15 protein-coding genes and 1 pseudogene are annotated in these 15759 nt (G+C 57.1%); all 16 read left to right on the forward strand.

Translation table 11 applies throughout. The features are described 5' to 3' along the window. Positions 1–15: 15 nt before the first annotated feature. The 16 genes and pseudogenes from PA598K_RS22330 to PA598K_RS22405 all read left to right on the forward strand — a co-directional run bounded on the left by PA598K_RS22330 (position 16) and on the right by PA598K_RS22405 (position 15616). A complete protein-coding gene (locus PA598K_RS22330) occupies positions 16–3078 on the forward strand; it encodes a glycoside hydrolase domain-containing protein (protein WP_128659087.1) in 3063 nt (1020 codons plus the stop codon). 126 nt (positions 3079–3204) lie between these two features. Further along, positions 3205–3519 carry a hypothetical protein gene (locus PA598K_RS22335; RefSeq protein WP_128659088.1) on the forward strand — a complete coding sequence of 105 codons (315 nt, stop codon included), beginning with the start codon at positions 3205–3207 and terminating at the stop codon, positions 3517–3519. A gap of 72 nt (positions 3520–3591) precedes the next feature. After that, on the forward strand, positions 3592–4035 hold the full coding sequence (locus tag PA598K_RS22340; RefSeq protein WP_128659089.1) for a GNAT family N-acetyltransferase: 444 nt from the start codon (positions 3592–3594) through the stop codon (positions 4033–4035). A 34-nt stretch (positions 4036–4069) separates the two neighbouring features. After that, a complete protein-coding gene (locus tag PA598K_RS22345) occupies positions 4070–4534 on the forward strand; it encodes an NUDIX domain-containing protein (protein WP_128659090.1) in 465 nt (154 codons plus the stop codon). A 28-nt stretch (positions 4535–4562) separates the two neighbouring features. Next, complete coding sequence (locus PA598K_RS22350; protein WP_128659091.1) at positions 4563–4958, forward strand: DUF6979 family protein; 396 nt, start codon at positions 4563–4565, stop codon at positions 4956–4958. A 516-nt stretch (positions 4959–5474) separates the two neighbouring features. Beyond that, a complete protein-coding gene (locus PA598K_RS22355; RefSeq protein WP_128659092.1) occupies positions 5475–5915 on the forward strand; it encodes a GNAT family N-acetyltransferase in 441 nt (146 codons plus the stop codon). Between the two features lie 450 nt (positions 5916–6365). Then, the gene (locus tag PA598K_RS22360) at positions 6366–6818 is read left to right on the forward strand and encodes a DinB family protein (protein ID WP_185602170.1); all 453 of its coding nucleotides are present in this window, start codon (positions 6366–6368) and stop codon (positions 6816–6818) included. Positions 6819–6837: 19 nt separating this feature from the next. Further along, positions 6838–7314, forward strand: coding sequence for an NUDIX hydrolase (locus PA598K_RS22365; protein ID WP_307719892.1), 477 nt, complete (start codon positions 6838–6840; stop codon positions 7312–7314). Positions 7315–7368: 54 nt separating this feature from the next. Next, positions 7369–7560: pseudogene (locus PA598K_RS38160) on the forward strand (HIT family protein); the annotation flags it as partial. A gap of 17 nt (positions 7561–7577) precedes the next feature. Further along, positions 7578–8480 (forward strand): PhzF family phenazine biosynthesis protein, encoded by a 903-nt coding sequence (locus PA598K_RS22375; RefSeq protein ID WP_128659095.1) that lies wholly within the window; start codon positions 7578–7580, stop codon positions 8478–8480. Positions 8481–8497: 17 nt separating this feature from the next. Beyond that, on the forward strand, positions 8498–9253 hold the full coding sequence (locus PA598K_RS22380) for a class I SAM-dependent methyltransferase (protein WP_128659096.1): 756 nt from the start codon (positions 8498–8500) through the stop codon (positions 9251–9253). 27 nt (positions 9254–9280) lie between these two features. Continuing rightward, positions 9281–9775, forward strand: coding sequence for an NUDIX hydrolase (locus PA598K_RS22385; RefSeq protein WP_128659097.1), 495 nt, complete (start codon positions 9281–9283; stop codon positions 9773–9775). Continuing rightward, the gene (locus tag PA598K_RS22390) at positions 9772–10239 is read left to right on the forward strand and encodes a DUF1572 family protein (protein ID WP_128659098.1); all 468 of its coding nucleotides are present in this window, start codon (positions 9772–9774) and stop codon (positions 10237–10239) included. The genes PA598K_RS22385 and PA598K_RS22390 overlap by 4 nt, the downstream gene beginning before the upstream one ends. A 335-nt stretch (positions 10240–10574) precedes the next feature. Next, positions 10575–12134 carry a response regulator transcription factor gene (locus PA598K_RS22395; RefSeq protein ID WP_185602171.1) on the forward strand — a complete coding sequence of 520 codons (1560 nt, stop codon included), beginning with the start codon at positions 10575–10577 and terminating at the stop codon, positions 12132–12134. 13 nt (positions 12135–12147) lie between these two features. Next, entirely contained in the window at positions 12148–13923 is a 1776-nt protein-coding gene (locus PA598K_RS22400; RefSeq protein WP_260405548.1) for a sensor histidine kinase, read from the forward strand. 16 nt (positions 13924–13939) lie between these two features. After that, positions 13940–15616 carry an extracellular solute-binding protein gene (locus PA598K_RS22405; RefSeq protein WP_128659100.1) on the forward strand — a complete coding sequence of 559 codons (1677 nt, stop codon included), beginning with the start codon at positions 13940–13942 and terminating at the stop codon, positions 15614–15616. The last annotated feature ends 143 nt before the right edge of the window (positions 15617–15759 follow it).

The following is a 15759-nucleotide window of genomic DNA, read 5'->3' on the forward strand; positions in this document are numbered from 1 at the left end:
AGGAGATGACATAGGATGAAGAAGTTGACTGCCCTTCTGCTTGCAATGGCCTTGTTGTTGTCGGGAGGGCTGATGCCGCTCTCGCCACCTGCTGTAGCCGAGGAGGCTACGCCATTGGCAGCGTGGCCCTCGGATGCGCTGGTCAAGCTGTTCAAGTCGACGCCCGTGCCAGATCAGCCAGCTGTTGCGCTGGAGCTGATCGCCGCGCGCAACGAATACCGCGCCGGCCAGATCGGCGTACGCTCCTCGCAGGCCCATCATAACTTGCAGGTGACGGTTGGCGCATTGAGCGGTCCTGGCGGCGCGCAGATCCCTGCCGAGCAGGTGAGCGCCCGCTTCATCGATACGATCCATCTGCCGCAGCATACCGATCTGTTGCCAACGGAGGAGCAGGTGCTGGCGCCGGACGGCAGCATGGACTACCCCGACCGCATCACTCATGATTCGGCTCTCGCCGAGCTGCCAGCTGATACGACCCGTGCGATCTGGGTCAGCGTCTATGTGTCGCGGAGCGCCCCGGCAGGTCTGTATACCGGAACCGCTCAGCTCATCTCCGACGAAGGCAGCGCCGCCGTACCGGTTCGCGTCCAGGTCTATGGCGTGACCGTGCCTGATACCAAGGATTCGGATTATCGGGTGGACAACTGGTTCTCCTCGGCTGGCGGCGAGCCTGTCGGACTGGAGGCGCTCCGCTATCAATACGGCATCACGGAGTTTTCGGCCGATTGGTGGACGGTGATGGCGCATTTCGCAGACTATATGAAGAAGCATCGCAACAACGTCATCTGGGTGGACCCTGTCGGCTACCTGGTGCCGGATGTGCAGATCGATGCCTCCGGCGGCTACGCGTTCGACTGGGGCAAGTTTGACCAGTTCGTGCAGTTGTTCATCGATGCGGGCGCGATGAAGGAACTGCATGGCTCCAGTCTGATGATGAAGCAGGGCGATCGTTACCAGGTGCGTACGATCCAGGAGGTGCAGGGCGAGCCGCAGGCTGTCTACGTACCAGCGCAGTCGAGTGCGGCGGAGCAGTGGCTGGATATCTACCTGCCGGCACTGAAGGCGCATCTGGCTAGCAAGGGCTGGGATCTGTTGTTCTATCAGAGCGGCGGCGACGAGCCAATCAACGACCAGGATCGCGAGGACAACAACTGGTTCTACGACAAGGTGCATACGCTAGCGCCGGGCATTCGCACGCTGGAAGCCAACTTTGTCCCGACCTACGACTTTGAGGACACATTGGATGTCCATGTCGTCAAGCAGAGCAATTATGACTATGAAGCCGATTATCACAAGATCAGGCAGGACTTCGGCCAGTCGATCTGGCTCTACATCTGCAATTATCCGACCTGGGATTATCTCGTGCGCAACATCGACGCGCCGCTGGCGAAGACGCTGCTGCCGCACTGGTATACGTTCCAGCATGGCATCGAGGGCTACCTGCACTGGGGCTTTAACTTCTGGAATTTGAACTCGGCCTCGGGCAATCAGCCGGTCGCCGCCTCAAGCTCCTATGAGGCGGGCGGCTGGTCGACCGCTCATCTGACGGACGGGGTCATCAGTACGCTGCCAAGCTCGATGGGCTGGAGCAGCAATGCCTCGACCGGCGTCAATCATACCGAGTGGGTGAGCGTCGACCTGGGACAGAGCACCGAGATTCGCAAGGTGACGATGTTCCCTCGCGACGACGGCGACAACAGGGGCTATGGATTTCCGGTCGACTTCACGATCGACATCTCCGACGATCAGACGAACTGGACGACGGTCGTAACGCAGACTGGACATGCGAAGCCGGGCATCTACGATGAAGCGCCGAGCTTCTCCTTTGCCCCGCAGAGCGCTCGTTATGTTCGCATCCATGCGACCGGCCTGCGCGCCAACCCGCACGACGGAGGCGCCTATCGGATGCAGCTGGCAGAGATTGCCGTCTACGGTCTCGACGATGTATTGCAGGAGGCGGATACTCCGACCCCAGGCGACCGGTGGATCGCCTATCCGGACCGCGTCAATCTGGGACTGTACGAGTCGATCCGGGGCGAAGCCGAGCTGGAGGGCATCCAGGACCGCGAGCTGCTGTCGATGCTGGCCCAGACGCGGCCCGATCTGGCGCACAATATCGCCCAGGCGCTGATCGCCACCGGTACGAGCTACAACAGCGATACTACCGCGATCGCGGCGGCGCGGCGGGCGGTGCTGGATAACCTGACGGGCAACGGCGCCAATGAGCTGCTGACGGATGAGCTGGACTCGTTCGATAAGATCTTCGAACGCAGCTCTGCGCTGGTCATCGACGGCTCGTATGCGGCGACGATCGCGGACGGCGACGCCGGACGTGTCCGCAGAACCTCCGGCACGGAGCAGTATATGACGTATCATCGACTCAACATCCAGTCGTTCGCGGCGACCTTGTACTACGAGAGCTCGGCCGAGCTAGCTTTCTATGCTTCGCCGGACAACCGCAGTTGGACCCGTGTCGAGGCCGCAGTGGCTGAGGATCTACAGACGAACGCGCCATGGCGGCGGATGCGTCTGAGCGCGGACGATGTCCCTTGGGGCACCAACTATCTGAAGATCGTCTTCCTGGACACCAATGTGCTGGACTGGGTGCCTCAGCTCGGCAAACTGGAGATCGTCTCCGGCGCGTCCAGCGGGCCGGACGTCCTTACGGACAGCATGGACAACTTCCGCTGGATGGCATCGCGCAGCGACAATCTGATTGTTGATGGCTCCTATGCCGATGAGATTGCGGATGGGGATGCGGGACGCGTCCGTCGCACCGACGGCCAGACGGCTTACTGGGTGTATCAACGCTCGGATATCCACTCCTTGCAGGCGACCTTATATTACGAAGGCACGTATCAGTTGAACGTCTATGCCTCGCCGGATGGCGCGAGTTGGACGAGCGTGGCGCCGACCGTCCTCTCCACCGAGCCGGCGTCGAGCGGTTATCCGTGGTCCAAGCGGATCATCGAAGCATCCGCGCTGCCGGCTGGCACGGCGTATATCAAATTCGAGATTCCGGCATCCGCGACGTCATGGGTTCCGCAGGTTGGGGAAGTTCGCGTAACATCAAACTAAAATAGGGATCTGTAGGAGAGCCTGTCACCTTTTGTGGGTGGCGGGCGCTTCTATTTTTGACTAAGACTTTTTACATAATTCTGGTATAATAGGGAGACTTCATCGTTTGTGTCGGAGGGCTTTCCAATGAAAAAGATAGCCATGGTAGACCTCTACTTTTTAACGGGTGCAGAAGGCGGGCAAGAGCAACTGGTGAAAGACAACTTTTCTACGCCCATTGTATTTCGGCATGACCCGGAACAGAAACATGGATTGTGGAGCGCAGTGGTCGAAATGATCAAGCTTCCGAATACATATAGAACAGCTAGAGCAAAACTCTATTTTTTGTTTCATGACAGCCCTGAAGCGCCTAATCATCTGCTAGAGGTTGGCGGCGAGTTTGAGCTGATTACGAATAAAAAAATAGCAAGCGGAAAGATCCTTACCGTGAACTATGAGTAGCTGGTAAGAGTTAGTTAGGCCAGAATTAAAAGCGAACTTCCAAAGAGGAACGGCATCGGGGGCGATTCAATCATGATTATTCGCGAATGTAACGAAACTGACCTCGCCCAGGTTGTCAGCTTGTCTGAACAGTGGGCGAAGGAGGGCCTTACGCTAGGCTATGAGAATGTATCCTGGTCGGTAGAGAAGTTACGTCACCGGCTGAACGGCTACTTCTTTGTAGCGGAAGCGGACCAGAAGATGATAGGGTATACCTTCGGAGAGATCCGAATCGGTCAGGCCCAGCCTGTCATTGCTCAAGAGGAGCGGTATATAGATGTTTTTGAAGTTTACGTCGAATCGAGCTATCGCTCGCAGGGCGTAGGGCAGCAATTAGTCGAGTATTTGCAATCGAGAGGCGAAGCGGACGGCGTGACAAGAATGCTGGTCGGGTCGTCAAACCGCAATTGGTCAGACACGGTTCGCTTCTACGAGAAACAAGGGTTCAACATGTGGTATGTGCAAATGTACAAGTAACGACAATTCCATAATCGAGCATGGGAGGTGAAGCATGGCTCATATCCGTGTGAGAGCGTGTGCGCTAATTATCGAGAACGATGCGATACTTTTGGTGGAGTTCGACGACGAGACGACTGGCCTTCATTACAATCTGCCCGCAGGCGGAGCGGAGCCAGGCGAGTCGATCATCGAAGCGGTCAAGCGCGAGGCTCACGAGGAAGCGAATATCGAGGTGGATGTCGGGCCGTTGGCCTTCATGTACGAGTATGCGCCTCATGCCAATGCTTATATCTACGGCGAGGGACATAGCTTGAGCTTGATGTTCGAGTGCAAGATTACCCGAGGCGTGCCCGCCCTCCCGGCTAGGCCGGACCCCAATCAAACCGGAGTCAAGTGGATCGACATCGACAGGCTGGATGAGATCGTCCTTTTCCCCAACATCAAAGAACAGATCAGAGACTATATGGACCATCGAAGATGCATCGAGTTGATCGAGGAACATCAGTTGGCGAAGTGAAAAAGATTAATTGATAAGGAGTGCGAGCATGATGGACAAATATTCAAAGTCCGCACTTAACGCGGTAAGGTACATGCAATCTAACAGAACTGAAAGCCCCGTAGAAGCTTGGTACATCGCTACGGGCGAGCAATTTGGCGAAGGTAGCTGGGGACAGGCAAAGGGATGTCCGCGAACAGCATTCTTGGGCATATGCGAGGAGGGGCTGGTCAAGGGAGTAAAGCCGGGTCGGTACAATAAAAGACCCCATTCCTTGAACAAGCAATATGCGTTGCATGCGATTGCGCTCTTCAAACAGGATGCATCCAACATTCAAAGATCGAATAAAGAGTTATGGAGCCTTGTTACGCGCGGGAAAAATATTCAGTCCAATTATCAAGTCGAAATGGTTAAAGCACTATGGGCAGAAAACTTGATTGTATAAAAGAAGATTAAGGGTCGATCACATATGGTAATCATTTGGATTGTGTTCGGGGGAGTTTTGCTATTGTCACTAGCAAGCTTCTATGAGGGTATAAAGAACAGAGCGCGATTCAGATGGTCAGAACGAGTGAAGTACTATCTGGGTGGTCTGCTTTTATCACTCGTCTACGTGTGCTTTTTTATCTTTTCATCGAAGCAACTGGAACTGGGATGGGTCTTCGTTACTGCGTTTGCGATTGCGGTTGTGTTTGGGAGCGTGTTTTATTACGTCCATGGCGAAGGCCTAAAAAATCTGTTAAAGATCAAGTTCAGATTCATGAAATATTTGTTAGTGATCTTCATCCTTCTATTCCTGACCCTGATTTTTGGCAATTCAGGATGATCTTTCGTTATTCATACTTGAGAGGAGTGATGTGATATGCATACAAAAAACGGATGTCTAGCGGTTGAAACGGTGAGCCTAAAATAAACTCGTGGAGAACCACCCGGGTTGCTCCACGACATGGGAGGAATCCAGATGATTCGTGTAGGAAAGGTAGACGGGAGTAACTGGGAAGCATGTGCGCAACTGAAGGTAAGCGCGGAACAGGAGCGGCACATCGCTAGTAATTTGTATTCGATCGCCGAGGTTCAATTTCTTCCGGGATTCGAAGTCCGGGCGCTATATCATGGAGATACCTTGGTTGGTTTTGCGATGTACGGGCTTGATCCCGATGATCGCAACTACTGGATCTATCGCTTTATGATCGATGAACGTTATCAGAGCCGGGGATACGGCAAGCAGGCGATGGCACAGATCATCCAGGAGATCGAGAGAAAGCCGGATCGTACGGACGTCCTTAAGCTTGGCTACCACCCGGATAACGAGACGGCGCGTCGGTTTTATGCTAGCGTAGGTTTTGTAGAAACAGGTCCGTCGTCCTGGGGCGAGGTGCTGGCGGAGTATCGGTTCAACTAGGGACGGACGCAAGCTCTGTCATTACGCATTCTCCCTTCAAGCAAACCGTCTCTCCTATCGAGGGGCGGTTTTTGCTAATCGTAGAGCATCAGTATGAAGCGATACATTACAAACCGGGAGGCCATAGAGTTCTTAGCGCTATTAGGGACTGTGACGCACAATTTAATGTAATCTTTAGTTAAAGCTTGTTACACATAATGGTACAATGACTCCAAGCTCGCGGAGGCGCAGCACCGCAGTCTACACATTCAAGGTAGACATGCTCCCGTCTGCACCCAGCAACAACAGAACGACTTTGCCCGATTCGCTGTGAATGGAGACATCGTTCACTTCGAACACAGCGGGCATATGCCACGAGCAGAAGAGCCGGTCAGGTATACAGATACGGTAGTAGCTTTTCTGGTCGGGGATCATTGATTCCCTAATTCAACCAAACCGGAGGTTATGCATATGAAAAAGGAAAAAAAGCTCGCCGAGTTTCAAGACTGGCTCCAATTCCTGACGCGCATCGAGGACCTGGATTGGTCCAAGCCCTTGGAGGAAGGCAAATGGAACCTCCATGAGGTGGTCAGCCATATGTATGGATGGGATGAATACTTCCTGGAGGCGGCGATCCTGCCCATCTCCGCAGATCGTCCGTTGACGCTTCAGCATCTGGACTTCGATAGCTTCAACGCCCAGGCTGTAGCTAAGGGGCGAGCGATGACGAAGGAGGAGCTGATCCAGCGGACTCGACAAGTCAGACTGGCGATCATCGAGGAGATTCGCAGTCACGATGCGGACAAGTTCGATCGGGAATACACCGATGCCGAGGGCAAGCCCTTCGCTGTCGCCGTATACCTCAAAGACTTCCTCTGGCACGACCGTCATCATATGAAGCAGATCGAGAAGCAAGCGCTTTAGGGAGGGCCAGCCCGTGAACATGCCTTTGCATATCGTAGCGGTTGGCGGCATTGTAGAAAATCCTGAGGGGGAGATCCTGCTCGTACAGGATCACAGAGGCGGCTGGGTGTTTCCCGGTGGCCAGGTGGAGAACGGGGAGAGCCTGATCGAGGCGCTGGTCCGCGAGGTGCTCGAGGAGAGCGGGATCGAGATCGAGGTGTCCTGCCTGATCGGCGTCTACTCCAACACCTCCTCCTACGCAGGACATAGCGGCGTCGCGCACATCCCGACCAAGGTTATCCTTGATTATCTGTGTCGTCCGGTCGGCGGGAGGCTGGGCATCTCGGACGAGACTTCGGCGAGCGAGTGGGTGCATCGGGAGCAGGTGCTCGAGCGGATCACTGCGCCAGCGATCCGTACGCGGTACCAGGCTTATCTCGACGGGGACGATCAAGTGACGTATATGGCGTATACGACCAAGCCCGACTTCCGTATCGAGATGCAGCGCAGCATCTGATCAACTAACTCATCTGATGAAATGGAGGGCGCGCGATGCCAAGACAGATTACATACTACGCATCATTTTCATACCTGGATGGTACCGCGATATGAGTGGATGAAGTCCTTCGGTCATTCGGTCGAGTCGTTGCGTCCTGCACTCTTGCATGCCCGACATCACATGAACGACGATAACCAGATGGCAAGCGTCCTGAGCGGCATCGAGGCATTGCGAGCAGGGATGCAAGGGTTCCGGGTCAACTAAAGAGAGAGGGGTATACGATGAACAGCCAGAAGGTATTGCACTACAACGCATTTTCGACAGAGCAGACGAAAGGAAATCCGGCGGGCGTTGTCCTGGAGGCAGATGCGATTGACGAGGCGAAGATGCAGGCGATAGCCAAAGCGGTTGGCTTCAATGAGACGGTTTTTGTGGTGCAATCGGACAAAGCCGACTACAGGCTGCGCTACTTTACGCCCGGCCATGAGATCAATCTATGCGGCCATGCGACGGTAGCTGCGACGTATGCGCTCAAAACAACCGGTCGGATCAACGCCGACACGAATGAGATTGTCATCGAGACCAATGTCGGCGTTTTGCCGGTTTCCTTTGAGACGAAGGACGGCGAGCTGGTCGTGACGATGAGGCAGGACCGGCCGCAATTCCTCCCGTTCCACGGGTCGGTGGCCAAGCTGGCGCAAAGTATGGGCATTGCCACGGACGAGGTAGACGACAGGCTGCCTGTCGTCTACGGGAGCACTGGCACCTGGACGCTGCTAGTGCCGATCCGCTCCGCCGAGACGCTCGGGCGGATGCAGTCCGTCAATCAGGACTTCCCGGACATCCTCGCCGAGAATCCGAGGTCCTCGGTCCATCCCTTCGTCATCGACGAACGGCCGCAGGAGCTGCGGATGCAGGCAAGGCATTTCTCCTCCCCGTATTCGGGCACGATCGAGGATGCGGTAACCGGCACCGCCTCAGGCGTCATGGGCGCCTACTACTTGACCTATCTCCACCCGGATCGTCAGCAGGTCGAGTTCGTCGTAGAGCAGGGCAAGGAGCTGGGCCGGGAGGGCAAAGTCTATGTCCGTGTCGACCGGCAGCCCGACGGGCTGGAGGTCCATATCTCGGGTACCGGTGTGTTTGTAGAGGAGTTTGAAGTAGCATATCGCATAGCCAAGTAAATGGAGGATTCAATTTCATGTATAGCTCTTATGGTGCCTTGTGCACAGAAGTGTATGATCTGACCAAGCCGCTTGGTTTTTCGTTTGGCGATGTGGAGTATTATACCGAGCGTCTGTCTGGCGTGACTGGCAAAGTGCTCGAGGTCGGCTGCGGCTCGGGAAGAGTGATGATCCCGCTCATCCAGGCCGGTCTGGATGTGGAGGGGCTGGACAATTCCCCGGCGATGCTGGACTCCTGCAGGAGACAGTGCGCGCAGCTGCAGCTAACGCCGCGTTTGTATCAAGAGGAGATGTATGATTTTGAGCTGCCTCATCCGTATGAGGCGATCATCATCCCGGGCGGGTCGTTCCAGCTTATCGAGGGGCGTGCGCTGGCTATCACTGCGTTGGCGCATTTCAAAGCCTGCCTGACGTCTGGCGGTCGACTCATCCTGGATCTGTTCATCCCAACGGATGTGCAGGAGCATGCCCACTCCACCAAGACGTGGACGACGCCGGATCAGGAGGTGCTGGTGCTGGAGGATCGCCGCATCGAGCGCGATCTGCTGGAGCAGCGCGTCGTCTCGTTGTTGAAGTATGAGAAGTGGAAGGACGGCAGCCTGCTCCAAACCGAGCTGCAGCGATTGCCTCTCAGCTGGTATGGCGTGTATGAGTTCGAGCTGATGCTGGAGAAGGCCGGATTTGCGGACATCGTCGTCTCGGCCGACTACCAGTACAAGCGGCAGCCGGAGCGTGCCGGACAGATGATCACCTATGAAGCGACGCGGGTGTAGCTAGTCATTCGTGAGAGGAGGCAGCCGATGTTCTATGTGAATGCGAGAGCGATTATCGAAAGAGCGGTCGATGGAAAGCGTGAGATCGTCATCCAGCGACGGATGAAGCCGGATGCGCCCGGGAAGCTCGAGCTGCCCGGCGGACGGATCGAGCCCTTCGAGCCGTTGCTGGATGCGTTGGTCCGCGAGGTGAAGGAAGAGACCGGACTAGATGTGATTACGATCGAAGGTCAGGAGACACGTGTCGCTACGACAGGGATCAATCCTGACTTTGTTGTGGAATGCTTGCGGCCGTTCGCAGCCTATCAGACGGTGCGAGGTCCCGTAGACTCGCTCGGCTATTACTTCCGCTGCGAGGCAAGCGGCGAGCTGCTGGAAGCGGGCGACGATACGTCAGAGGTGAGGTGGATGGCGGTCGGCGAGCTGCAAGCGCTATTCGATCAAGACCCGCTTGCCTTCGCCGATGTGGACCGGGCGGGCATCCTGTATTATCTGAACTCGGGTAAGGGGCGATCAACATGACGATCTATCGCGAGTGGTTGATCCGTAAGTTCGAGGAGATCAAGCGGCGGACGCAAAAGGCAATCGAGCAGCTCGACGACTCCCAACTGAACTGGGACCCGGACGTGCATAGTCACAACATCCCGGCCCTGTTGCGCCATATCGAGGGCAATATGAAGGAGCGTATCGTGAAGGGCATCCGGGGTGAGCCGATCACGCGTGACCGGGAGCGGGAATTCGCCAAGGACGGGATGAGTCGGGAGGAGGCGCTTGCCCTGATCGGCGACACGATGGATGAGATCGTCCGTACGGTAACAGGGATGACGGAGGCGCAATTCGAAGACACTCAAGTCGTGAGAGGCAGGGATCGTACCCATCTGGACATGCTGCTGCAATGCGCGGCGCATTACTCGGAGCATATGGGACAGATCCTGTTTATTGCCAAGCAGCACAAGCAAGCGAGCTACCGGTCGACATCGGTGTAGTCTGGCCCTTCCAAGGGCAGGGCCGCGCAGGCGATCGTAGCTCGGATGCAGACGCGATCCAGAAGGCGCGCGCCCTATACAACGCACCACCGAAACGGCGCCGTATGCAGAGGCGCTGTTTTTGGTGTGCCTCCGTTCTGATCAAGGTGTGACAATCGGACGAAGAATTTGTCGATAAGGCTAGAAAATCCGAAGAAAACCGAGAAAAACCGAGAAAAACCGGGAAGGTTCGTACTAACGACCCATCGTGGCCTATGTACAACCGCTCATTGTACAATCCTTGCGCGCGCAGTAAAATGTGGTACAGATGTGCAAGGGTGCAGGGGGCTACAGCTATGTTCAAAGTATTGCTGGTGGATGACGAGGTGTTCGTGCGGAAGGGACTGCAAAAGCTGATCCGATGGAGCGACTACGATTGCGCGGTCGTCGGCGAAGCCAAGCATGGGGGCGAGGCGCTGGAGCTGATCCGCCAACTCGAGCCGGATCTGGTCGTGACAGACATAATGATGCCGGTGCTGGACGGGCTGGAGCTGGTCCGACTGGCGCAGGAGGAGGCTTGCGCCACGCCGGAGTTCATCCTCGTCAGCGGGCACAATGAGTTCAAATACGCGCAGCAAGCAATCCGTTACGGCGTCCAGGACTACATCCTGAAGCCGATCGATGTCATGGAGCTGGCTAGCCGGCTGGAGAAGTTGGCAGACAAGATGCGACGCAAACAAATGATAGCGCTTGCAGGAGAGGGTAATACATCGGGTATGCTGCTCGAGACGCTGGTGCAACAACGTCTGGAGCCTGAGGAAGAGGCGCGATATGCGGAAGCGCTCGGGCTGGTGGACGAGCGACGGATGCTCTTCGTCTGGGCGGAGGTTCAGACCGAGGCCGAGCTAACGGCCGACAGCCTCAGGCACATCCGGGAGCAGCTCGTCGCCGACGACGAGCTGCTGCTGGACGTTCCTGTGTTGGAGAGGCAGCCGGGGCTGTTCGGGATACTGCTCCAGGAGCCGCTGCTAGGGTCTGGAGATGCAGACATCACATTGACGCTGGAGCAGCTGCAGTGCCGGATGGCGGCGAGGCTGCGGCTGACAGTGATCCTCTACGTCGGCGACTCCGTAGCGCGCATCGCCGAGCTGCGACACACCTACGACAGCGCGTCCGAGGCGATGAAGCACAAGTACGCCGAGGAAGGCAGCCTGCTGGTGTGCTATGGGGACGTGAAGGAGCGACCGCTTTGTCTCGCCGCTATTGATCCGTCGATGCAAGAGCAGCTGATGGTAGCGCTGGAGGAGTATGACCGGGCCGCTCTGTCAGACGCTACAGCAACGGTGTTCCAGATGTTCCGCGAGCAGCGATATGCCCTGGCGGCCGTCATCAGCGGGTTAGGCCAGCTAGGCGTTCGCTTCATCGGCGTCATCCGGCAGATGGGCGGAGACGCCGAGATTGAGCAGCAACTGCTGGAGACGATGGAGCGCGCGTCCCCGACCTGGAGCCTAGCGCAGTTGAGGCGGCATTTCCAACAGATGACCGAGCGGGCAGCCAGCCAGATCGCCAGGCTGCGTCAGACTCAGCGCAAGGGAGACATTGATCGGATCAAGCAGTATATCGATACGCACTTCCGGGACAATCTCAATCTGAAGGGTATCGCCGGCAAGTTCTACATGAATCCCGTCTATCTGGGTCAGCTCTTCCGCAAAACGTACGGCGTCTACTTCAACGACTATCTGCTCGAGCTGCGGGTGGAGGAAGCGAAGCGGCTGCTCCGTCAGACCGACCTGCGGGTGTATGAGATTGCGGCCAAGGTTGGCATCCCGGTCCCGAACTATTTTACCAGTCAGTTCGAGAAGCGAGAGCGGATCTCGCCTGTGGAATACCGCGAACGGCTCGGCTATCATGACTGAACGGGGGAGGCGCATGCGCATAAGACGTCTGCTGCATCATATGAAGCTGCGGGACAAGCTGCTGCTTACCCATCTGTTGGCCGTATTCTTGCCGCTCGTCCTGACGAACGTCATCTTCTACCAGGTGACGACAGGACATATCCAGAGTCAAAAAATCCGCGATGCGACGCTGGCGCTCGAGAGCATCAAGGGCTCCTTGCGATCGGCGGTCGATCAAGCGGCCGCGCTTTCGTATGCCCTCTATGCCGATCGCACATTTAACGAATACTTGTCTCGTCGGTATGCAAGCCCCTCCGAATATGTGCGCGCCTACGATACGTACATCCGGCAAGCCTTCTCCGACCCGGACAAAAGTCTGTTAAGCGAGCTGCAGTACAAGGTGTACACGGATAACCCGACCATCCTGACAGGTTATGTCGAGCCGCTTACCGAGGAGGTCAAGCGCTCCGGCTGGTACCTTCAATTCAATTCGTTTTTCGTGCCATACGCATCGCTGATCAGCAGCAACGACGCATTCAGCCTCGTCCGGCGGCTGGACAACTACGAGGCCAACGGGTATCGTCAGATCCTCAAGATCGATCTGAACATGGAGCGGATGCGCGCCAATGTCCGCGAGCATGGCTTCGACGGCAACGTCTATCTGGTCGATCCGGGGGGACGCGTCCAGTTGAGCAATGACCCGTCGGCTTCCCAGCCGGGCCAGCCCGTCATGCTGGGGGATATCCCGATATCTGCCGACGACGAGCGGTTCGAGACGGCATACGCCGGCATTCACTACCTCGATGGCTGGACGCTGCACGGCATCATCGATCAGGCCGTCGTCTTCCGGGAGGTGCAGCAGTCGCGCGCCTTCATCATCGTATTGGCGTTGATCAACCTCGTCGTCCCCTCGCTCATCCTCACGGGCATGTCGCGCTCGCTCCATCAGCGGCTTCAGCGCATCCTCAAGCATATGAAGCAGGTCAAGCATCAGAACTTCGAGCGGATCCCGGAGGAGCCGTCCCGCGACGAGATCGGCCAGTTGACGAGCGAATTCAACCGGATGACGACTCAGATCGACACGCTGATCAATGATGTGTACCGGGCGGATATACAGAGGAAGGATCTCGAGCTGAAGCGTCAGCAGGCACAGCTGCATGCGCTGCACAGTCAGATCAACCCGCACTTCCTGTTCAACGCGCTCGAGTCGATACGGATGCGTAGCGTCATCAAGGGCGAGGAGGAGACGGCGGACATCATCCACAGCATGGCCGTCATGTTCCGCAAGTCCATCTCCTGGCACCGCGAGTGGATCACGCTGCGAGAGGAGCTGGGTGCGATCCGCTCCTTCCTGGAGATTCAGAAATATCGGTTCGATGACCAGTTCGACTATGACATCCAGGTGGAGGATGCGGTACTGGAGGAGCAGCTGCCCAATATGATCTTCCTCCCCTTTGTGGAGAATGCGAGCCTTCACGGCATCGAGGCGATGCCGCAGATCGGCATCATCCGCATCCGTGTCGGCAGGCAGGGCAGTCGGCTCCGATTTACGCTGGAGGACAACGGCACGGGGATGTCGGCCGCACAGCTCGAGGAGATCCGCCGTTACCTGGCCCGAGACGATGCGATGGGAGAGCGGGTCGGGATCAAAAACACGTATTATCGCCTGAAGCTGATCTACGGCGATCGCTTCACCTTCCATATCCACAGCAAAGAGGGGAAGGGGACGCGGATCGAGATCCGGTTGCCGCTGCAGGCGTCGATGCAGGGAGAAGCGGGCGATTCGGCAAGGGATGCCGTTACAGGATGAAAGGAGCTGCGGAAGGATGAGACAAACAGGGCGGCGTCTATGGGGAATGGCCGTATTGCTGGCGTTGCTGAGCGCTGCGGGCTGCACGCAGGAGGACGGCTCCCATGTACGATTGACGGGGGACCCGGATGCGCTCGATCTTCGACCTGTTACCTTGACATATTTTCATTTTGGGCAGGGCAGGAGAGATGCGCTGCTGAGCGAGACGATCATCGGCAAGCGGCTGCTGGCGGAGACGGGCGTGGACTTCCGATTGCAGTACCTGACCGGCGACAGCGCGACCAAGGCAGGGGTGATGGTCGCCAGCGGCGATTATCCCGATGTGATCAGCTCCAGCGGAGAGATGGCGCAGCTGCTCGATGCCGGGGCCTATATCCCGCTCGACGAACTGATCGCCTGGCACGGGCCGAACATCGAGCGCGTCTACAGTCCTTACTACGACCAGATGCGTGCCGAGGACGGCAAGCTCTATACGCTGCCATTCACGGCGCATCAGGGCTATACGCCCGATGCAGAGATCCGGGGCGGGGCGTTCTACATCCAGCGCTCAGTGCTGCGAGAGTTCGGCTATCCCCGTATTCGCACGCTCGACGAATACGTCGAGCTGATCCGGCAGTACCGCGACCGTTATCCTGTCGTCGATGGCAAGCCGACGGTCGGCTTCGTCATCCCGGCAGGCATGACGAACAGCTTTTACACGCTGCAAAATCCGGCCATGCATCTCGACGGCTATCCTAACGATGGCCCTGTGATGATCGACATGCAGACGCTCGAGGCCAAGCTCGTCGCGGGCACCGGGCAGCAGAAGCGCTGGCTGCAAAAGCTCAACGAGATGCATGCGCTGGGCCTCTTCGATCCCGAGTCCTTCACCTTGAACAAGGATCAATATCTAAACAAGCTGACCTCGGGCAATGTGCTCGGGTATTTCAGCTACCAATGGCAGATCGCCGAGGCGGACAAGCAGCTGAAGGCCGCTGGCGTGGACGACAAGCGATATGCGCCGCTGCCGCTCGTGTTCGACGAGGGAACAAGGGATCAATATGTGGACCCGCCCGGCTTCGTCAACAATTATGGCATCGGCATCTCCGTCAAAGCCGAGGACCCGGTGCGGATTATTCGCTACTTTGACCATCTGCTTAAGGAGGAGAGCCAGATCCTCGTCTCCTGGGGGATCGAGGGCGAGACGTACAGTGTCGATGCGCAGGGACGGTTCTATTACACGGACGAGCAGATCCGCTACCACGAGGACCCGGAGCTGAGCCGCAGCTACGGCTTTGCCTATTTTGACACCGATTGGCCGCGCTATGGCATTAATTCCGTGCTGGCGGACGGCAACGCCTACTATCCGGGCAATCAGCCGGAGGTGTACAACAAGCTGTATACCGAAGGGGATCGCCGGATCCTGGACGCCTACGGGGCAAGCACATTCACCGGCTACTTCAGCGAGCCGCTCGCGCGGCCATGGTTCCCGGCCTGGTCGATCCCGCTGCCGCTGGACTCGCGCGCCGAAGTATTTCTGAGCCGGGCCGAGGAGCTGCAGCGGCGGGAGCTGCCGAGGCTGATCCTGGAGCCGCCGGATGCATTTGAACCGTTATGGGACGCCTACGCCGGGGAGCTGGCCGCGCTCGACAAGCGTATCTACGAGGAGACGATGACGCGGGCGGTGCGGCAGCGGGCAGCCGGTCGTGGTTAGAATTACCGAAGCCTAGTGTCCCCGGACAGCTCGGGTCAAGGTCGCCGCTCATTGACTGAGATGGTGTTGCCTTGACCCGTTTTCACTTTAATTTTCATACTACAAACTAAAGTCTCTTGTATCATCAGCAGCGTTAATCACTG

Origin of the sequence: Paenibacillus sp. 598K (assembly GCF_003851045.1) — a bacterium.
Taxonomy (GTDB): Bacteria; Bacillota; Bacilli; order Paenibacillales; family Paenibacillaceae; genus Paenibacillus_D.